27 protein-coding genes are annotated in these 16,482 nt (G+C 58.5%); 1 reads left to right on the top strand and 26 read right to left on the bottom strand.

The window, feature by feature from the left end:
- Positions 1-2: 2 nt before the first annotated feature.
- The 3 genes from J3A65_RS08005 to J3A65_RS07995 all read right to left on the bottom strand — a co-directional run bounded on the left by J3A65_RS08005 (position 3) and on the right by J3A65_RS07995 (position 3,058).
- Positions 3-383 carry a DUF779 domain-containing protein gene (locus J3A65_RS08005; RefSeq protein ID WP_209903387.1) on the bottom strand — a complete coding sequence of 127 codons (381 nt, stop codon included), beginning with the start codon at positions 381-383 and terminating at the stop codon, positions 3-5.
- Positions 384-463: 80 nt separating this feature from the next.
- On the bottom strand, positions 464-1,972 hold the full coding sequence (gene adh / locus J3A65_RS08000) for an aldehyde dehydrogenase (RefSeq protein ID WP_062580275.1): 1,509 nt from the start codon (positions 1,970-1,972) through the stop codon (positions 464-466).
- 132 nt (positions 1,973-2,104) lie between these two features.
- A complete protein-coding gene (locus J3A65_RS07995; RefSeq protein WP_209900634.1) occupies positions 2,105-3,058 on the bottom strand; it encodes a helix-turn-helix domain-containing protein in 954 nt (317 codons plus the stop codon).
- Positions 3,059-3,228: 170 nt separating this feature from the next.
- Here J3A65_RS07995 and J3A65_RS07990 point away from each other — a divergent pair, with 170 nt between their 5' ends.
- Complete coding sequence (locus J3A65_RS07990; protein WP_209900632.1) at positions 3,229-4,101, top strand: DUF817 domain-containing protein; 873 nt, start codon at positions 3,229-3,231, stop codon at positions 4,099-4,101.
- On the opposite strand, the gene J3A65_RS07985 is transcribed toward J3A65_RS07990, so the two are convergent.
- From J3A65_RS07985 to rpsS, 23 genes are all read right to left on the bottom strand, one after another.
- Positions 4,073-4,486: a DUF2809 domain-containing protein gene (locus J3A65_RS07985; RefSeq protein ID WP_209900630.1), complete on the bottom strand. Its 414-nt coding sequence runs from the start codon at positions 4,484-4,486 to the stop codon at positions 4,073-4,075. The genes J3A65_RS07990 and J3A65_RS07985 overlap by 29 nt on opposite strands.
- An 85-nt stretch (positions 4,487-4,571) precedes the next feature.
- On the bottom strand, positions 4,572-4,997 hold the full coding sequence (gene rplQ / locus J3A65_RS07980; RefSeq protein WP_062457711.1) for a 50S ribosomal protein L17: 426 nt from the start codon (positions 4,995-4,997) through the stop codon (positions 4,572-4,574).
- A 46-nt stretch (positions 4,998-5,043) separates the two neighbouring features.
- Positions 5,044-6,054, bottom strand: coding sequence for a DNA-directed RNA polymerase subunit alpha (locus J3A65_RS07975; protein WP_062457714.1), 1,011 nt, complete (start codon positions 6,052-6,054; stop codon positions 5,044-5,046).
- A 174-nt stretch (positions 6,055-6,228) separates the two neighbouring features.
- Positions 6,229-6,618, bottom strand: coding sequence for a 30S ribosomal protein S11 (gene rpsK, locus J3A65_RS07970; protein WP_007766864.1), 390 nt, complete (start codon positions 6,616-6,618; stop codon positions 6,229-6,231).
- Positions 6,619-6,733: 115 nt separating this feature from the next.
- Complete coding sequence (gene rpsM / locus J3A65_RS07965; protein WP_062457717.1) at positions 6,734-7,102, bottom strand: 30S ribosomal protein S13; 369 nt, start codon at positions 7,100-7,102, stop codon at positions 6,734-6,736.
- A gap of 243 nt (positions 7,103-7,345) precedes the next feature.
- Complete coding sequence (locus tag J3A65_RS07960) at positions 7,346-7,996, bottom strand: adenylate kinase (RefSeq protein ID WP_209900627.1); 651 nt, start codon at positions 7,994-7,996, stop codon at positions 7,346-7,348.
- The gene (secY, locus tag J3A65_RS07955; RefSeq protein WP_209900625.1) at positions 7,993-9,333 is read right to left on the bottom strand and encodes a preprotein translocase subunit SecY; all 1,341 of its coding nucleotides are present in this window, start codon (positions 9,331-9,333) and stop codon (positions 7,993-7,995) included. Before secY ends, J3A65_RS07960 begins: the two co-directional genes overlap by 4 nt.
- A 230-nt stretch (positions 9,334-9,563) precedes the next feature.
- Positions 9,564-10,043 (bottom strand): 50S ribosomal protein L15, encoded by a 480-nt coding sequence (gene rplO, locus J3A65_RS07950; protein WP_062457725.1) that lies wholly within the window; start codon positions 10,041-10,043, stop codon positions 9,564-9,566.
- Between the two features lie 16 nt (positions 10,044-10,059).
- Positions 10,060-10,269, bottom strand: a complete 210-nt coding sequence (gene rpmD / locus J3A65_RS07945) for a 50S ribosomal protein L30 (protein WP_062457727.1) — start codon at positions 10,267-10,269, stop codon at positions 10,060-10,062.
- Positions 10,270-10,283: 14 nt separating this feature from the next.
- Positions 10,284-10,853: a 30S ribosomal protein S5 gene (gene rpsE, locus J3A65_RS07940; protein ID WP_062457730.1), complete on the bottom strand. Its 570-nt coding sequence runs from the start codon at positions 10,851-10,853 to the stop codon at positions 10,284-10,286.
- A 125-nt stretch (positions 10,854-10,978) separates the two neighbouring features.
- On the bottom strand, positions 10,979-11,341 hold the full coding sequence (gene rplR, locus J3A65_RS07935) for a 50S ribosomal protein L18 (RefSeq protein ID WP_062457734.1): 363 nt from the start codon (positions 11,339-11,341) through the stop codon (positions 10,979-10,981).
- 12 nt (positions 11,342-11,353) lie between these two features.
- The gene (gene rplF, locus J3A65_RS07930; RefSeq protein ID WP_062457738.1) at positions 11,354-11,887 is read right to left on the bottom strand and encodes a 50S ribosomal protein L6; all 534 of its coding nucleotides are present in this window, start codon (positions 11,885-11,887) and stop codon (positions 11,354-11,356) included.
- A 42-nt stretch (positions 11,888-11,929) separates the two neighbouring features.
- The gene (gene rpsH, locus J3A65_RS07925; RefSeq protein ID WP_062457741.1) at positions 11,930-12,328 is read right to left on the bottom strand and encodes a 30S ribosomal protein S8; all 399 of its coding nucleotides are present in this window, start codon (positions 12,326-12,328) and stop codon (positions 11,930-11,932) included.
- 12 nt (positions 12,329-12,340) lie between these two features.
- Positions 12,341-12,646: a 30S ribosomal protein S14 gene (rpsN, locus tag J3A65_RS07920; protein ID WP_062457744.1), complete on the bottom strand. Its 306-nt coding sequence runs from the start codon at positions 12,644-12,646 to the stop codon at positions 12,341-12,343.
- A 33-nt stretch (positions 12,647-12,679) separates the two neighbouring features.
- Positions 12,680-13,237, bottom strand: a complete 558-nt coding sequence (gene rplE / locus J3A65_RS07915) for a 50S ribosomal protein L5 (RefSeq protein WP_062457747.1) — start codon at positions 13,235-13,237, stop codon at positions 12,680-12,682.
- The gene (gene rplX / locus J3A65_RS07910; RefSeq protein WP_062457750.1) at positions 13,230-13,538 is read right to left on the bottom strand and encodes a 50S ribosomal protein L24; all 309 of its coding nucleotides are present in this window, start codon (positions 13,536-13,538) and stop codon (positions 13,230-13,232) included. The genes rplE and rplX overlap by 8 nt, the downstream gene beginning before the upstream one ends.
- A gap of 12 nt (positions 13,539-13,550) precedes the next feature.
- Entirely contained in the window at positions 13,551-13,919 is a 369-nt protein-coding gene (rplN, locus tag J3A65_RS07905) for a 50S ribosomal protein L14 (RefSeq protein WP_052638136.1), read from the bottom strand.
- Positions 13,920-14,155: 236 nt separating this feature from the next.
- Positions 14,156-14,392, bottom strand: a complete 237-nt coding sequence (rpsQ, locus tag J3A65_RS07900) for a 30S ribosomal protein S17 (protein WP_062457753.1) — start codon at positions 14,390-14,392, stop codon at positions 14,156-14,158.
- A 12-nt stretch (positions 14,393-14,404) separates the two neighbouring features.
- Positions 14,405-14,605 carry a 50S ribosomal protein L29 gene (gene rpmC / locus J3A65_RS07895; RefSeq protein WP_007770142.1) on the bottom strand — a complete coding sequence of 67 codons (201 nt, stop codon included), beginning with the start codon at positions 14,603-14,605 and terminating at the stop codon, positions 14,405-14,407.
- A 12-nt stretch (positions 14,606-14,617) separates the two neighbouring features.
- On the bottom strand, positions 14,618-15,031 hold the full coding sequence (gene rplP / locus J3A65_RS07890) for a 50S ribosomal protein L16 (protein ID WP_062457756.1): 414 nt from the start codon (positions 15,029-15,031) through the stop codon (positions 14,618-14,620).
- Positions 15,032-15,069: 38 nt separating this feature from the next.
- A complete protein-coding gene (gene rpsC, locus J3A65_RS07885; protein WP_062457759.1) occupies positions 15,070-15,807 on the bottom strand; it encodes a 30S ribosomal protein S3 in 738 nt (245 codons plus the stop codon).
- Entirely contained in the window at positions 15,807-16,196 is a 390-nt protein-coding gene (rplV, locus tag J3A65_RS07880) for a 50S ribosomal protein L22 (RefSeq protein WP_062457763.1), read from the bottom strand. Before rplV ends, rpsC begins: the two co-directional genes overlap by 1 nt.
- A gap of 2 nt (positions 16,197-16,198) precedes the next feature.
- Complete coding sequence (gene rpsS, locus J3A65_RS07875) at positions 16,199-16,477, bottom strand: 30S ribosomal protein S19 (RefSeq protein ID WP_062457765.1); 279 nt, start codon at positions 16,475-16,477, stop codon at positions 16,199-16,201.
- Between the last annotated feature and the right edge of the window lie 5 nt (positions 16,478-16,482).

Genomic DNA, 16,482 nt, shown 5'->3' with positions numbered 1-16,482 from the left:
CGTCAACGCATGGCAGGTATGGCGCAGGCCTCGCCGCCGCGGAACAGCCGAGAACGGGTGAGGAAGCGCTTTTCACGCCCATTGTCGAGCGAGAACATGCCGCCCCTTCCGGGCACGACATCGATGATCAGTTGTGTGTGCTTCCAGGCCTCGAACTGGCTGCCGCTGATATAGACCGGCACGCCGCCGATTTCGCCGAGCTTCACGTCGTGGTCGGCAAGCATGAAATCGCCCTTCGGATAGCACATGGGTGACGACCCGTCGCAGCAGCCGCCGGATTGGTGGAACAGGATGTCTGGGTGGTCCGCCTGGATCTCGGCAATGAGGGTCAGCGCGGAATCCGTGGCCGTGACGCGCGGTTCGCCGTTGATTGTCGCATCCATCATGTCATTCCTGTTCGCATCGAGACATTGAAAAGGCTCCCGACCCTGCAGCCGGGAGCCCATGCTTCGGTTGAGATCGATCAGAAGAACCCGAGCTTCTTCGGGCTGTAGCTCACCAGCATGTTCTTGGTCTGCTGGTAGTGGTCGAGCATCATCTTGTGATTTTCGCGACCAATCCCGGACTGCTTGTACCCGCCGAATGCCGCATGCGCGGGATAGGCGTGATAGCAATTGGTCCACACGCGGCCGGCCTGGATCTCCCGGCCGAAGCGGTAGGCGCGGTTGCCGTCGCGCGTCCACACGCCGGCGCCGAGCCCGTACAGCGTATCGTTGGCGATCTCCAGCGCCTGCTTTTCGTCCTTGAAGGTCGTTACCGACACCACCGGTCCGAAGATCTCCTCCTGGAAGATCCGCATCTTGTTGTGGCCCTTGAAGATCGTCGGCTTGATGTAGTAGCCGTTCGCCAATTCCCCGCCGAGATCGTTCTTGACGCCGCCAGTCAGCACTTCCGCGCCTTCCTGCTTGCCGATGTCGAGATAGGACAGGATCTTTTCCATCTGCTCCGAGGATGCCTGCGCGCCAATCATGGTCGAGCTATCGAGCGGGTTGCCCTGCGTGATGGCTTCGACGCGTTTGACCGCCCGCTCCATGAAACGATCGTAAACCGATTCCTGGATCAGTGCGCGGCTGGGGCATGTGCAGACTTCGCCCTGGTTCAGCGCGAACATCGCAAAGCCTTCCAGCGCCTTGTCGAGGAAATCGTCGTCTTCATTCATCACATCGGCGAAGAAGATGTTCGGCGACTTGCCGCCAAGTTCGAGCGTGACAGGGATAAGGTTTTGGCTGGCATATTGCATGATCAGCCGGCCTGTCGTGGTCTCTCCTGTAAAGGCGATCTTGGCAATCCGGTTGCTGGTCGCAAGAGGTTTTCCGGCTTCGAGGCCGAAACCATTGACGATATTCAGCACGCCGGGTGGCAGGAGGTCACCGACGAGTTCCGCCCAGACCAGAAGCGAGGCCGGCGTCTGCTCGGCCGGCTTGATGACAACGCAGTTGCCGGCGGCAAGCGCCGGTGCAAGCTTCCAGGCGGCCATCAGAATCGGGAAATTCCACGGAATGATCTGGCCGACGACGCCAAGCGGTTCGTGGAAGTGATAGGCGACCGTATCGTGGTCGATTTCACTGATCGAACCTTCCTGGGCACGGATGCAGGATGCGAAATAGCGGAAGTGATCGATGGCGAGCGGGATGTCGGCTGCCATTGTCTCACGGATCGGCTTGCCGTTGTCCCAAGTTTCGGCCTGCGCCAGAACTTCCAGCTTGTCTTCCATCCGCTGGGCGATCTTCATCAGGATGTTCGAGCGGTCAGCCGGCGCCATGCGGCCCCATTTCTCCTTGGCGGCGTGTGCAGCGTCGAGCGCCGCATTGACATCCTTTTCGTCAGACCGCGGGATCTCGCAGATCTTGCCGCCGGTGATCGGCGTGACGTTGTCGAAATACTTGCCGCTGATCGGTTCTTTCCACTCACCGCCGATATAGTTGCCGTATTTCAGCTTGAACGGTGACTCAACGATTTTCTGATGCAGCATGTCATCCTCCCATGATGAACAGGTTCAAAGCGAACCCGATGGAACAGAATCTGCGCTTCTGGCGTGGTGAAAACAGGCCTCACCCGCGATACCGCGATGCACTCTGTCGCAAGTCTGCGACAAAACTCCCCGTCATTGAATGCCAAATCGCTTCATCTTGCGATGCAGGGTGGAACGGCTGACGCCGAGCACCTGGGCTGCCAGCGAGACGTTGCCGTGGACACGAGACAACGCCCGAAGAAGCGCCGAGCGCTCGGCATCGCCCAGGAGTTCTCGCGCATCCCGGCTCGATTCGTGAAGCAGATCGGAGGCCGGGATCCCTTCCGCAATCCGATCGTCGTCCAGACGCAGCGCCGATCGCGCAGCGCGCGTGGCACCGATCACAAGGTCGTCGCGATCTACAGCCAGGAGCGCCATTGGAGATCCCGTCTCACTCGGCACCATCACGAAACGGGCACCTTGAAACGCGTTTCGGAACAGGTTCAGCTCGATCCGGGATGCCGCCTCACGCACCGTCTGCGACAGGATGGCGATCGTGCCTTCGTTTGCGTCACTTCGGCACGTCGAGACATCGAGCGCGCCGGCCAGAACTCCACGGTGATCACGAATGGGCGCAGTCGTGCAGCTCAGATCGATATTGGATGCAAAGAAGTGCTGGTCGCGGATGATCGATATCGGCCGGTCGTCGGCGATTGCGGTGCCGATCCCGTTGGTGCCGATACTCTCCTCGGTCCAGACCGAGCCGGTCCAGAGGCCCAGCGCACGAAAATCCTTGTCGTCGCCCGCTGCGCCGCGACGGTCAAGCGCGATACCTTTGCTGTCGGTCATCAGGATGCAGCAGCCGACGCGACCGACGACCATGAACAGCCGGTCGAGCTCGTCCCTCGCCTGCCCGATAAGACGCTCCGACTGGTTTCGGGCGACGTCCAGTTCCTGCTCTGTCACCCGCTCCGGCATCCGCCGGTCCTCTGGCGCCAAGTGATGCATGGTCATGCAGCGGCGCCAGGACGCGACTACAGCTGAACTCGCGACAGGGGAACTGGCCGACGCGTAGACTTGGTCGGCATGGGAAACAGGGTCATGCATCGGGCTCCTCCCACCAAATGCGTTACGGCTCGATTGTCGCTAAAAAAACGGGATGTGGCAACAGCGATATAGGGAGCTTCAGTCATTCGGCGGGCCGGTCAGCCTGCCATCCCCCGGACTTGACAGTCACAGTCGCCGCAGGCTTCAGTCCGTGCAGCGGAGATGTTTTGATGACACCAGAATCGACTGTGGACGGCGGACGACTATCCTTGCTGGATGTCTATCTTTGCAACCAGCGGCCGTTTGGAGAGATCCACGGTATCACGCGTTTCGTCATCGAGTTTCTCTACTTCGGCATCAAGGAAGCGCGGGCCTGCCTGTTCGCCGGCCTGTTTTTTGTGTCGATCTTCATCGTTCCGCGAACGGGCGTGCTCGGCATCCCGCGCTACGACGTTCTGCTGATCATCGCGCTCGCCATCCAGTCCCTGATGATCTGGAGCAAGCTGGAAACCTGGGATGAGGCAAAAGCGATCGGCCTTTTCCACGTGGTTGGCTTTGCGCTCGAAGTGTTCAAGACCTCCGGCAGCATCCAGTCATGGTCATACCCTGACTTCGCCTATGCGAAAGTGCTGGGCGTACCGCTGTTTTCGGGCTTCATGTATGCCGCCGTGGGGAGCTACATCATCCAGGCCTGGCGGCTTTTCGATCTGCGGATCAACCACCATCCCAGCTACTGGATGGCTGGCCTGATCGCGATTGCGATCTACGCGAATTTCTTCACCCACCATTTCATCGGCGACTATCGCTGGTATATCGCTGCCTGCGCGCTCGGCCTTTACGCCCGCACCACCGTCACCTACCGGCCCTACGATCGCGACAGACGGATGCCGCTTCTGGTGGCCTTCGTGCTGATCGGCTTCTTCATCTGGCTGGCGGAGAACATCTCGACCTTTTTCGGGATCTGGAAATATCCGAACCAGATCGGGGCGTGGTCGGTGGTGCATCTTGGTAAATGGAGTTCGTGGTCCCTGCTGGTGGTGATGACATTCACGATCGTTGCCAATCTCAAGCACATCAAGCGGCAGATCCACGTCCCCGTCTGAGCCTCCACGCCTCGACAGTTGCGGCGATGCTAATACCAACGGCGTAAGCTGCGATATTCCACAGGGAAAACACACGTCCGAGCAACAACTTGCCGGCGACAGTCAGTCGGAACGCGTCCATTGCAGGCGTGTGGTAGAGCCTTGAGAGTTCGACGCTCAGGGCGATGAGAAATGCCGTAACAGCAAGCCTGCCGATATTCACCGATCCAGTCAGGGTGGCCGATGCAAGAAACACCATCGCACCCCAGAAAGCCGACCCACCGTATTTCACCACGAAGAATGGCAGACCGAGATCGTAGCCGAAGCGGCGCAGCAGAAGCCCCGCGGAGATCGCAAGCAGCGCGGCGAGGCAGCGTTGAACGCGTATGGATCGTGGTGCAGTCATGCTAGAGCCCGCCCCCTCATTTCCCAAAAGAAAAGGCCGGGCGTTTCCACCCGGCCTTTTCGAAAAGTGCGATCCTGGGATCGAATTATGCGGCTTCGGCAGTTTCTGCTTCAGCAGCAACGCGAGCCTTGTCGGCTGCGCCCTTGGCATCGACGTCGCGTTCGACGAATTCGATGACAGCCATCGGAGCGTTGTCGCCCTGACGATAGCCAGCCTTCATGATGCGCAGGTAGCCGCCGTTGCGGGTTGCGTAACGCGAAGCGATGGCATCGAACAGCTTGCGAACAGCGTCCTGATCCTGGATTTGCGAGATGGCCTGACGACGAGCGTGCAGGTCGCCGCGCTTGCCGAGGGTTACGAGCTTTTCGACGATCGGGCGAATTTCCTTCGCCTTCGGCAGGGTTGTTACGATCTGCTCATGGGTGATGAGCGAAGCCGCCATGTTGGCAAACATAGCTTTGCGGTGGCTTGCGGTGCGGTTGAGCTTACGGCCCGAATTTCCGTGACGCATGGTGTGTCTCCTTCACTTGCAGGCATTCGCCTGCAGTCTGATCCTGTTAGTATTGGTCTTCGTAACGCTTGGCGAGATCTTCGATGTTTTCCGGCGGCCATGCAGGAACTTCCATACCAAGATGGAGGCCCATGGATGCCAGAACTTCCTTGATCTCGTTCAGCGACTTGCGACCGAAATTCGGAGTGCGGAGCATCTCGGCTTCGGTCTTCTGGATGAGGTCGCCGATATAGACGATGTTGTCGTTCTTCAGGCAGTTGGCCGAACGGACGGAAAGTTCCAGTTCGTCGACCTTCTTGAGGAGTGCCGGGTTGAACGCGAGTTCGGTGACGGCTTCCTCTTCTGCTTCCTTCTGCGGCTCGTCGAAGTTGACGAAGACCGACAGCTGGTCCTGAAGGATACGAGCGGCGAAGGCTACGGCGTCTTCACCCGAGACCGAACCATCGGTTTCGATGGTCATGGTCAGCTTGTCATAGTCGAGAACCTGGCCTTCACGGGTGTTTTCCACCTTGTAGGACACTTTCTTGACCGGGGAATACAGGCTGTCGACCGGGATGAGACCGATCGGAGCGTCTTCCGCACGGTTACGATCGGCAGGAACGTAGCCCTTGCCGTTGTTGACCGTGAATTCCATACGGATCTCAGCACCCTCGTCGAGCGTGCAGATCACGTGGTCGGGGTTGAGGATCTCGATATCGCCAACCGTCTGGATGTCTCCAGCGGTAACCGAACCCGGACCCTGCTTGCGCACGACCATGCGCTTGGAATCGTCACCATCCATCTTGATGGCGATTTCCTTGATGTTCAGCACGATGTCCGTCACATCTTCCCGAACGCCGGGGATGGAGGAGAATTCGTGCAGAACGCCGTCAATCTGCACTGCGGTAACAGCAGCACCGCGCAGCGACGACAGAAGTACGCGACGAAGCGCGTTGCCGAGCGTCAGGCCGAAGCCGCGCTCGAGAGGCTCAGCAACAAGCGTTGCCTTTGTACGGCCGGAAGAGGAAAACTCCACCTTGTTCGGCTTAATCAGTTCCTGCCAGTTCTTCTGGATCATGACCTACTACCTTCCGTTCGTTACCACCATCCAATCGTGGTAACCGAGCACGAGGAACACCGGAAATACCCTTCCGGCTATACGGTGAAAGCCGCCTCGACTCTTTCAGGAGACGGAGCGGCTATTACCGGGTTCAGATGAAGATCGCTGCGAAGCGAGCTCCAAAAACGTCCATTAGACGCGGCGCTTCTTGCGCGGGCGGCAACCGTTGTGCGGGATCGGGGTCACGTCGCGGATCGAGGTGATCATGAAGCCGGCAGCCTGCAGAGCGCGCAGAGCCGATTCGCGACCGGAACCCGGACCGCAGACTTCGACTTCGAGCGACTTCATGCCGTGCTCCTGAGCCTTCTTGGCGCAGTCTTCGGCAGCGATCTGAGCTGCGAACGGGGTCGACTTGCGCGAACCCTTAAAGCCCTTGGCACCAGCAGACGACCAGGCAATTGCATTGCCCTGTGCGTCGGTGATGGTAATCATCGTGTTGTTGAACGTCGAGTTGACGTGGGCAACGCCCGACGTGATATTTTTGCGTTCGCGGCGGCGTACGCGTGTGGCTTCCTTGGCCATGGTATTCCTTTCGTTGATCTCTGCACCGCCGTAATGCCAGCGGCTCCACCTCAGATCAGACAGTCACGAAAAAGCGGACAGGAGCCCTGCCCGCTTTGCGACTATCGATCCAAAATTACTTCTTCTTACCAGCAATCGCCTTTGCCGGACCCTTGCGGGTGCGGGCATTGGTGTGCGTGCGCTGACCGCGGACCGGAAGGCCACGACGGTGACGCAGGCCGCGATAGCAGCCGAGGTCCATGAGGCGCTTGATGTTCATCGCGGTTTCGCGACGAAGATCACCTTCGACGCGATAATCGCGGTCGATGGTTTCGCGGATCTGCAGGACTTCAGAGTCGGTCAGCTGATGGACGCGCTTTTCAGCGGCAAGACCAACCTTCTCCATAATTTCCTGTGCGAATTTCGGGCCGATCCCGTGAATGTAGGTCAGCGCGATGACAACGCGCTTCGCAGTCGGGATGTTGACGCCAGCGATACGTGCCACGTCTATTCTCCTTGCGTTCCGGTTGCCATCCGGCAAGCGGTACTTCTTCCATGAAAGCGACCTTTGGATACGGTCGCCAGTTCAAACTTCATACGAGACAGGCAAAATGATCGCCCCGGATGTCCTTGCGGGAATCCGCGCCGATCGCTGTAAAACTGTCGCGAGTTGGCGCGGTGTGTAGCGGAATCAGTGCTTGAATGCAACTGCTCCACCCCAAGATTCTTTAACCCATCCAAGACAGTCTCAGAGACTGGCAAGGATCTTTTCGATATCGGCCGTGACAGTATCCATCTCGGCCATGCCATCGACAACCTTGAGCTTGCCTTTGGCATAGTAGTAACCAATGAGCGGCGAGGTTTCCTTGTAGTAAACCTCGAGACGCTTAGTCATAGTCTCGGCGTTGTCGTCCGGCCGACGCTTGAAGTGGGTCGAGCCACACTTGTCGCACGTGCCCTCCGACGAAGGCTTCTTATCCGAGTCGTGGTAGACCGTCCCGCACTGGGCGCAGGAATAGCGACCGGAGACGCGACGGACAAGCTCCTTATCGTCGACGCGAAGTTCAATCACGACGGACAGATCGAGCCCCTTGGCAGACAGCATCGCCTCAGTGGCGTCCGCCTGCACGAGCGTGCGGGGAAAACCGTCAAGGATGAAACCGTTCGCGCAGTCAGGCGCGTCTATGCGCTCGGAGACGATCGCGTTGACGATGTCGTCAGAGACGAGGTTGCCCGCATCCATGACTGCCTTGGCGCGCTTGCCGACTTCGGTCTCAGCTGCCACGGCTGCCCGCAGCATATCACCAGTGGAGAGCTGCGGAATGCCATGCTTCTCCACGATCCGCTGGGCTTGGGTCCCCTTGCCCGCGCCCGGCGGTCCTAAAAGAATCAGTCTCATCGTCCCCTCTTTCCACCGCGTAGTTTCGACTTCTTGATCAATCCCTCATACTGCTGCGCGATGAGGTGTCCCTGGATCTGCGCAACCGTATCAAGGGTTACACTGACCACGATCAAAAGCGAAGTACCACCAAGGGCTAACGGAACGCCCGTTCTGGCCACCAGGAATTCGGGAAGAATGCAGACCACGACGAGATAGATAGCGCCGACGACCGTGATTCGGGTCAGGACGTAATCGATATATTCCGCGGTACGCTCGCCGGGACGGATGCCGGGAATGAAGCCGCCGTGCTTCTTCAGGTTATCAGCCGTATCCTTCGGGTTGAAGACGATGGCCGTGTAGAAGAAGGCGAAGAACGCGATCAGCATGGCGTAGAACAGCATAAACAGCGGCTGGCCGTGGCCAAGAGCTGCAATGATCCCCGTCGCCCAGTCTGGCAGCTGTGAATTGCCGGCAAAGCCTGCAGCCGTTGCCGGCAGAAGCAGAAGCGAGGATGCAAAGATTGCCGGAATAACGCCCGCTGTATTGAGCTTCAGCGGAAGGTGCGAGGTATCGCCCTGGAACATGCGGTTGCCGACCTGACGCTTCGGATACTGGATCAGGAGCCGGCGCTGGGCGCGTTCAACAAACACGATCAGCGCAATGACGGCGATCGCGACGATGATAACGGTGAGAATCAGAGCCGTCGGCAGAGCGCCGGTACGACCGAGTTCCATTGTGTTGGCGAGCGCGCCAGGAAGGCCTGCGGCAATACCGGCAAAGATGATCAGCGAAATACCGTTGCCGATACCGCGCGAGGTGATCTGCTCACCAAGCCACATCAGGAACATCGTGCCGCCAAGCAGCGTGACGACCGTTGAGAGCGTGAAGAACCAGCCCGGGTTGGACACGATGCCCTGACCGCTCGAAAGGCCGGCAGCGATGCCGTAGGCCTGAAGCGAGCCGAGAATCACGGTGCCGTAGCGAGTGTACTGGTTGATGATTTTGCGACCCGCCTCGCCTTCCTTCTTCAGGTTCTCGAGCGACGGGACGACCGAAGTCATCAGCTGCACGATAATCGAAGCGGAAATGTAAGGCATGATACCGAGGGCGAAGATCGCCATGCGCTCGACAGCACCGCCGGAGAACATGTTGAAGAGGCCGAGAATGCCACCCGACTGACCGCTAAAGGCCTGCGCATAGGCTTCAGGGTTGAGGCCTGGCAGCGGAATATGCGTGCCCAAGCGATAGACAAGAAGCGCTGCCAGCGTGAACCACAGGCGTTTCTTGAGATCTTCCGCCTTGGCGAAAGTTTTGAAATTCAGATTTGAGGCCAGTTGTTCAGCTGCAGAAGCCATGCAATTCTCCGCCCGACCCATCCCCCGGCGGCATGTGCCTTCCGGAACGCAGTCTTGATTCTGTTTTCAGAAAGCTGGGGGCGCGAGATGCTGTCGCAATCGCCTGCCTCACCCATTTTTCCGTCTGATCCCGGTAGCTGACCGGCCGGACTGCCTTGGGGATCGTGAGGCTCACATATGGACATAAAATCACCCGGTGTGAAGCTCACACCGGGTGATTTTCAAACGATTTATTCAGCGGCTGTTTCAGCAACCACGAGCAGCTTGATCGAGCCGCCCGACTTTTCGATCTTTTCGACGGCAGCCTTGGAGGCACCGGCGACTTCGATCGAAACCTTGGTTGTCAGTTCGCCGCCGGACAGGACGCGAACGCCGTCCTTGAGGCGACGGATGACGCCGGCAGCCTTGAGAGCTGCTGCGTCGACAGTCGCGTTTGCGTCGAGTTTGCCAGCATCGATCGCAGTCTGGATACGGCCGAGCGATACGGTTGCGTATTCAGATGCGAAGATGTTGTTGAAGCCGCGCTTCGGAAGACGACGGTAGATTGGCATCTGACCGCCTTCGAAGCCGTTGATCGAGACGCCTGAACGGGCCTTCTGACCCTTGACGCCACGTCCACCGGTCTTGCCCTTGCCGGAACCGATACCGCGACCAACGCGGATACGGTCCTTCGAAGAGCCTTCGTTGTCCTTGATCTCATTCAGTTTCATGGTCAATTCCTCCGTCTCACTTCTCTTCGACGACGCGAACGAGATGCTGGACAGCACGGATCATGCCACGAACGGAAGGAGTATCTTCCAGAGTGCTGGTCCGATGCATCTTGTTGAGGCCAAGACCGATCAGCGTCGCGCGCTGTTCGGCCGGGCGGCGGATTGGGCTGCCGATCTGCTGAACGGTAACCGTCTTTGCTTCAGTCTTCTGCGTAGCCTTAGCCATGGTTCAGACTCCTCTTATTCTTCCGACGCATTGCCGGAAGCGGCGCGGCGCGACTGCAGGGTGGCATACTTGAGGCCACGCTGAGCTGCTACGTCCTTCGGATGCACCTGGTGCTTCAGAGCGTCGAACGTTGCGCGAACCATGTTGTATGGGTTCGACGAACCAGTCGACTTCGCAACAACGTCATGGACGCCGAGCGTTTCGAATACAGCGCGCATCGGGCCGCCGGCGATGATACCGGTACCAGCCTTGGCCGAGCGCAGCAGAACCTTGCCGGCGCCGTGACGACCATTGACGTCGTGATGCAGCGTACGGCCGTCACGCAGCGGTACGAAGATCAGATCGCGCTTTGCAGATTCGGTTGCCTTGCGGATGGCTTCCGGCACTTCGCGTGCCTTGCCATGACCGAAGCCAACGCGACCCTTCTGGTCGCCGACGACGACGAGAGCAGCAAAACCGAAACGACGGCCGCCCTTGACGACCTTGGCGACGCGGTTGATCGCGACCAGCTTGTCGACGAATTCGCTATCGCGTTCTTCGCGGTTCTGGCGATCGTTGCCCGAACCTCTTCTTTCCTGTGCCATTGTCCTTTTCCTTTTTCTTTTGCGGGTGGAACGGCAGGTTGAGATTGTCCGGCGTACCGGACGTGATGCGGTAAAACCGCAAATCGCCCGGCCTCCCCTTCTTCAGGCAGACCGGGCGAAATTTCTTAGAAGCTCAGGCCGCCTTCGCGGGCAGCTTCAGCAAGAGCCTTGATGCGGCCGTGGTAGATGAAGGCGCCGCGGTCGAACACGACTTCCGTCACGCCAGCCTTGGCAGCGCGCTCTGCAACCAACTTGCCAACGGCAGCAGCTGCTGCGACGTCCGCACCGGTCTTCAGCGACTTGCGCAGATCGACGTCGAGCGTGGAAGCGGCTGCAAGCGTGCGGCCGGCCACGTCGTCGATGACCTGAACGTAGATGTTTTTCGAGGAGCGGTGAACCGACAGACGCGGACGGCCATTTGCGACCTTCTTGATCTGACGGCGAACACGGCTCGCACGCTTTGTGAGTGCTTCTTTTCTGGTAGCCATGATCCCGCGTCCTTACTTCTTCTTGCCTTCCTTGCGGACGATCCGTTCCTCAGCGTACTTGACGCCTTTGCCCTTGTAGGGCTCTGGACCGCGGTATTCGCGGATTTCCGCTGCTACCTGACCGACCTGCTGTTTATTAATGCCGGAGACGATGATTTCCGTCGGCTTCGGCACGGCAATGGTGATGCCTTCCGGGGTCTGATAGACCACGTCGTGGCTGAAACCGAGAGCCAGCTGCAGGTTCTTGCCCTGCAGCGACGCGCGGTAACCAACGCCGTTGATTTCAAGCTTGCGCTCGAAACCGTCCTTCACACCCTTCAAGATGTTTTCGATCATCGTGCGGGACATGCCCCACTTCGAACGAGCATCCTTGGAATCGTTGACCGGAGTCACCGAAATGGCATTGTCTTTGATTTCAAGCTTGATTTCGTCGTTAGCGACGAAGAAAAGCTCGCCCTTCGGGCCCTTGGCAGTGACTTTCTGGCCATCAACCGAGGCCGTGATCCCTGCAGGAACCTGAACGGGCTTTTTACCGATACGAGACATTATTCAATCCTGTCTGTTCGCTAGGGAGATCCTTGCGCAGTCTTAGAAGACCGAGCAAAGAACCTCGCCGCCTACGTTCTGTTCGCGAGCCTGGTGATCGGCCATCACGCCCTTCGGAGTCGAAAGGATGGTGATGCCGAGGCCGTTCGCGACCTGAGGGATGGACTTGACCGAGACATAAACTCGGCGGCCCGGCTTGGACACGCGGCCGATCTCACGGATCACCGACGCGCCTTCGTAGTACTTCAGTTCGATTTCGATCTCGGCCTTGCCGTTGCCGAAATCGGTTTCAGTGTAACCGCGGATGTAGCCTTCAGCCTGCAGCACGTCGAGAACGCGAACGCGCAGCCTGGAGGCTGGCGTCGAAACGGTCGACTTGCGGCGGGAAGCGCCGTTGCGGATACGTGTGAGCATATCGCCCAAGGGATCAGTCATGGTCATCTAACGATCTCCTTACCAGCTCGACTTGACGATGCCCGGCACTTTGCCGAGGCTGCCGAGTTCGCGAAGTGCAATACGCGACATCTTAAGCTTGCGATAGAAAGCGCGTGGACGACCGGTGACTTCGCAACGGTTGCGGATACGCGTCTTCGAGCCATCGCGTGGCAGAGAAGCGAGCTTGATAGTTGCCTTGAACCGCTCTTCGATCGGAAGTTCCTGGTTCATGATGGTCGCCTTCAATACAGCACGCTTGGCTGCATGGTCCGCGACGGTCTTGCGGCGGCGCTTGTTCTTTTCAACTGCGCTGGTTTTCGCCATATCGGAGTTCCTTTTAAACGCTCGTCGTTACGGTTACTGGCGGAACGGGAAGTTGAACTCTTTCAGGAGAGCCCGTGCTTCGTCGTCGTTGGTAGCCGTCGTGCAAACGATGATGTCCATGCCCCACATCTGATCAACCTTGTCGTAGTTGATCTCCGGGAACACAATGTGTTCCTTGATGCCCATGGCAAAGTTGCCACGGCCGTCAAAGGACTTCGGGTTCAGGCCGCGAAAGTCGCGAACGCGCGGAAGCGCGATGTTGACCAGTCGATCCATGAATTCGTACATGCGGGCGCCGCGAAGCGTAACCTTGGCACCGATCGGCATGAATTCGCGAACCTTGAAGCCCGCGATGGAATTCCGTGCCTTGGTGATGACCGGCTTCTGGCCGGCGATCGCTGCGAGGTCGGCTGCTGCAACCGTTGGCTTCTTGCTGTCGGCAGTTGCTTCGCCCACACCCATGTTGATGACGATCTTGTCCAGCTTGGGGATCATCATGTCGTTGGAGTAGGAAAACTGCTCCTTCAGCGCGGCGCGGATGCGGGAAACGTATTCCGCCTTCAGCCGCGGCTCATACTTGGACTCAGCCATCGATCACATCTCCCGTACGCTTGGCGACACGCACCTTCTTACCGTCGACGACCGAGAAACCAACGCGAGTTGGCTTACCGTCTTTCGCGGCAACCGCGATGTTCGACAGATGGATGGACGCTTCCTTGTTGATGATGCCAGCTTCCTGCGTCTGCGACTGACGCTGGTGGCGCTTCACCATGTTGATGCCGCGAACGACCGCACGGTCTTCCTTCGGCATAACCTGGATTACTTCACCGGTGCGGCCCTTGTCCTTGCCGGTCAGTACGACGACGTTGTCGCCCTTCTTGATCTTCTGCATATCTCTCGCTCCTTACAGAACTTCAGGAGCCAGCGAGATGATCTTCATGTGGTTCTTGGCGCGAAGTTCGCGCGGAACCGGTCCGAAGATACGGGTGCCGATCGGCTCTTTCTTGTTGTCGATGAGGACCGCTGCGTTGTTGTCGAAGCGGATGACGCTGCCGTCGGCGCGACGGATGTCCTTGGCGGTACGCACAACCACCGCCTTCATCACGTCACCCTTCTTCACGCGGCCGCGCGGAATAGCTTCCTTGATCGAAACGACGATAACGTCGCCGATCGAAGCGTACTTGCGCTTGGAGCCGCCCAGCACCTTGATGCACATGACACGACGCGCGCCGGAATTATCCGCCACGTCGAGGTTTGTTTGCATCTGAATCATGTCAGGTCGCCTTTTTCTAATGACCAACTATCCGCGCGCATGAATACGAACGGAGCTGGCTATGAACACATTTTCAGTATGCGCGGGATCGGTCTTGCCAAGGTGGTTTCCCTAAGTGGGACCTTCCGTGCGCTGAAAGCAAAAGAACGCTCGTTTCCGAGCGTTCTACGCCAGTGGCGTGCTTCTTACAGGATTCTGTGTCCGACGCAAGGGCCTGACGCAAAATCCTGAAGTCTTTAAGCCTGGGCGTTGATAACCGTCCAGGTCTTGTCTTTGGAGATCGGGGCGCATTCCTGAATGGAAACTACGTCACCAACCTTGAACTGGTTGTTTTCGTCATGGGCCTTGTACTTCTTGGACCGGCGAACGGTCTTCTGAAGCAAAGGGTGAGCGAAGCGGCGCTCGACGCGGACAACAACGGTCTTCTCGTTCTTGTCGGAAACGACTACGCCCTGCAGAATGCGTTTCGGCATATTATTCTTCCTTTAGGCCTTGGCTTCTGCCGCCTTCTGGCGGGCAATGGTTTTCACGCGAGCGATATCCTTGCGGACCTCGGTGATGCGCGAGGATTTCTCGAGCTGGCCGGTGGCCTTCTGGAAGCGCAGGTTGAACTGCTCCTTCTTCAGGTCAGCAAGCTTGTCCTTGAGCTGGTCGGCGGTCAGGCCGCGTACGTCTTCGGCTTTCATCGTGCCTTCTCCTTAATCTGCGATGCGCTGTACGAAGCGCGTCGTGACCGAGAGCTTGGCAGACCCGAGGCGAAGTGCCTCGCGCGCGATCTCTTCCGAAACGCCGTCGATCTCGAACATGATACGACCAGGCTTGACCTTGCAAGCCCAGTATTCGACAGAACCCTTACCCTTACCCATGCGCACTTCGGTCGGCTTTGCCGTGACCGGTACGTCTGGGAATACGCGGATCCATACACGACCCGCACGCTTCATGTAACGTGTGATCGCGCGGCGAGCCGCTTCGATCTCACGTGCGTTGACGCGGTTAGGTTCCTGAGCCTTCAGACCGAATTCGCCGAATGCGAGGTCGAAGCCACCCTTGGCAACGCCCTTGATGCGGCCCTTGAACTGCTTGCGGAACTTGGTACGCTTTGGCTGCAACATTTTATTACTTCTCCGAGCTTATCTTTCGCCAGCGCTAATCAAGCGTTTTCACGTTCGCGGCGACGGTCGCCACGATCGCCACGCTCACGGCTTGCCGGACCCTGCGCATCGCCTTCCAGCGCGCGACGTTCCGACGCCATCGGATCGTGCTCAAGGATTTCACCCTTGAAGATCCAGACCTTGATGCCGCAGATACCGAATGCGGTTTCGGCTTCAGCCGTACCGTAGTCGATGTCGGCGCGCAGTGTGTGCAACGGCACGCGGCCTTCGCGGTACCATTCGGTACGAGCGATTTCCGCGCCACCGAGACGGCCGGCGCAAGTGATCTTGATGCCTTCGGCGCCAAGACGCATGGCGGACTGAACAGCACGCTTCATCGCACGGCGGAAAGCCACGCGGCGTTCGAGCTGCTGGGCGATCGACTGGGCAACGAGCGTTGCGTCGACTTCCGGCTTGCGCACTTCAACGATGTTGAGGTGCGTTTCGGAGTTGGTCATCGTGGAGATCTTCTTGCGAAGCTTCTCGATGTCCGCACCCTTCTTGCCGATGATCAGACCCGGGCGAGCCGAGTGGATCGTGACGCGGCACTTCTTGTGCGGACGCTCGATAACCACCTTGGCGATGCCGGCCTGCTTCAGCTCGGACATCAGGTATGCGCGGATCTTCAGGTCTTCATGAAGCAGCTGGCCGTATTCGGCGTTGTCGGCGAACCAACGGCTGTCCCATGTACGGTTGATGCCGAGGCGAAAACCGATAGGATTGATTTTCTGACCCATTATGCGGCCTCCCCTTTTTCCTCGACTTCGCGAACGACGATCGTCAGATGCGCGAACGGCTTTTCGATCCGCGATGCACGGCCACGGCCGCGAGCGTGGAAACGCTTCATCGTGATCGACTTGCCGACGTAGGCTTCCGCTACGATCAGCGTGTCGACGTCGAGGTCATGGTTGTTTTCGGCGTTGGCGATAGCGGACTCGAGAGTCTTCTTCACCGTGCCTGCGATGCGCTTGCGGGAGAACTCGAGTTCTGCCAGAGCGCGTTCAACCTTCTTGCCGCGGATCATGGCGGCAACCAGGTTTAGCTTCTGCGGGCTGACGCGAAGCGTACGGGCGACTGCCTGTGCTTCGTTGTCCTTCAGCCGGCGTTCGGTCTTTGCCTTCGCCATGATTACTTCCTCTTCGCCTTCTTGTCCGCGCCGTGACCGTAATAGGTCCGGGTGGGAGCGAATTCACCAAACTTGTGTCCGACCATGTCTTCGTTGACGCTGACCGGCACGTGCTTGTTGCCGTTGTAGACGCCGAACGTCAGACCGACAAACTGCGGCAAGATCGTGGACCGACGGGTCCACATCTTGATTACTTCACTGCGTCCGCCTTCGCGCACCTTCTCAGCCTTCTTGAGAAGATAGCCGTCAACAAACGGACCTTTCCAAACTGAACGAGCCATTTAAC

Source organism: Rhizobium sp. PvP014, from assembly GCF_017876855.1.
Lineage (GTDB): Bacteria > Pseudomonadota > Alphaproteobacteria > Rhizobiales > Rhizobiaceae > Neorhizobium > Neorhizobium soli.
This window is presented reverse-complemented; position numbering and strand designations above follow the sequence as displayed.

Bases quoted from the DNA above. Each gene is read 5' to 3' on its own strand.
- J3A65_RS07960 (WP_209900627.1), bottom strand. From the start codon at position 7,996: ATGAGACTGATTCTTTTAGGACCGCCGGGCGCGGGCAAGGGGACCCAA.
- rplN (WP_052638136.1), bottom strand. From the start codon at position 13,919: ATGATTCAGATGCAAACAAACCTCGACGTGGCGGATAATTCCGGCGCG.
- rplX (WP_062457750.1), bottom strand. From the start codon at position 13,538: ATGCAGAAGATCAAGAAGGGCGACAACGTCGTCGTACTGACCGGCAAG.
- rpsK (WP_007766864.1), bottom strand. From the start codon at position 6,618: ATGGCCAAGGAAGCCACACGCGTACGCCGCCGCGAACGCAAAAATATC.
- J3A65_RS07995 (WP_209900634.1), bottom strand. From the start codon at position 3,058: ATGCATGACCCTGTTTCCCATGCCGACCAAGTCTACGCGTCGGCCAGT.
- rplE (WP_062457747.1), bottom strand. From the start codon at position 13,237: ATGGCTGAGTCCAAGTATGAGCCGCGGCTGAAGGCGGAATACGTTTCC.
- rpmC (WP_007770142.1), bottom strand. From the start codon at position 14,605: ATGAAAGCCGAAGACGTACGCGGCCTGACCGCCGACCAGCTCAAGGAC.
- rplP (WP_062457756.1), bottom strand. From the start codon at position 15,031: ATGTTGCAGCCAAAGCGTACCAAGTTCCGCAAGCAGTTCAAGGGCCGC.
- rpsE (WP_062457730.1), bottom strand. From the start codon at position 10,853: ATGGCACAGGAAAGAAGAGGTTCGGGCAACGATCGCCAGAACCGCGAA.
- J3A65_RS08005 (WP_209903387.1), bottom strand. From the start codon at position 383: ATGGATGCGACAATCAACGGCGAACCGCGCGTCACGGCCACGGATTCC.
- rpsC (WP_062457759.1), bottom strand. From the start codon at position 15,807: ATGGGTCAGAAAATCAATCCTATCGGTTTTCGCCTCGGCATCAACCGT.
- secY (WP_209900625.1), bottom strand. From the start codon at position 9,333: ATGGCTTCTGCAGCTGAACAACTGGCCTCAAATCTGAATTTCAAAACT.
- rpsQ (WP_062457753.1), bottom strand. From the start codon at position 14,392: ATGCCGAAACGCATTCTGCAGGGCGTAGTCGTTTCCGACAAGAACGAG.
- rpsS (WP_062457765.1), bottom strand. From the start codon at position 16,477: ATGGCTCGTTCAGTTTGGAAAGGTCCGTTTGTTGACGGCTATCTTCTC.
- rpsH (WP_062457741.1), bottom strand. From the start codon at position 12,328: ATGACCATGACTGATCCCTTGGGCGATATGCTCACACGTATCCGCAAC.
- J3A65_RS07975 (WP_062457714.1), bottom strand. From the start codon at position 6,054: ATGATCCAGAAGAACTGGCAGGAACTGATTAAGCCGAACAAGGTGGAG.
- rpmD (WP_062457727.1), bottom strand. From the start codon at position 10,269: ATGGCTAAGGCTACGCAGAAGACTGAAGCAAAGACGGTTACCGTTCAG.
- rpsN (WP_062457744.1), bottom strand. From the start codon at position 12,646: ATGGCGAAAACCAGCGCAGTTGAAAAGAACAAGCGCCGCCGCAAGACC.
- rplR (WP_062457734.1), bottom strand. From the start codon at position 11,341: ATGGCTACCAGAAAAGAAGCACTCACAAAGCGTGCGAGCCGTGTTCGC.
- rplV (WP_062457763.1), bottom strand. From the start codon at position 16,196: ATGGCGAAGGCAAAGACCGAACGCCGGCTGAAGGACAACGAAGCACAG.
- adh (WP_062580275.1), bottom strand. From the start codon at position 1,972: ATGCTGCATCAGAAAATCGTTGAGTCACCGTTCAAGCTGAAATACGGC.
- J3A65_RS07990 (WP_209900632.1), top strand. From the start codon at position 3,229: ATGACACCAGAATCGACTGTGGACGGCGGACGACTATCCTTGCTGGAT.
- J3A65_RS07985 (WP_209900630.1), bottom strand. From the start codon at position 4,486: ATGACTGCACCACGATCCATACGCGTTCAACGCTGCCTCGCCGCGCTG.
- rplO (WP_062457725.1), bottom strand. From the start codon at position 10,043: ATGAAACTGAATGAGATCAAGGACAACGAAGGCTCTTCGAAGGACCGT.
- rplQ (WP_062457711.1), bottom strand. From the start codon at position 4,997: ATGCGTCACGGAAATTCGGGCCGTAAGCTCAACCGCACCGCAAGCCAC.
- rplF (WP_062457738.1), bottom strand. From the start codon at position 11,887: ATGTCTCGTATCGGTAAAAAGCCCGTTCAGGTTCCTGCAGGGATCACG.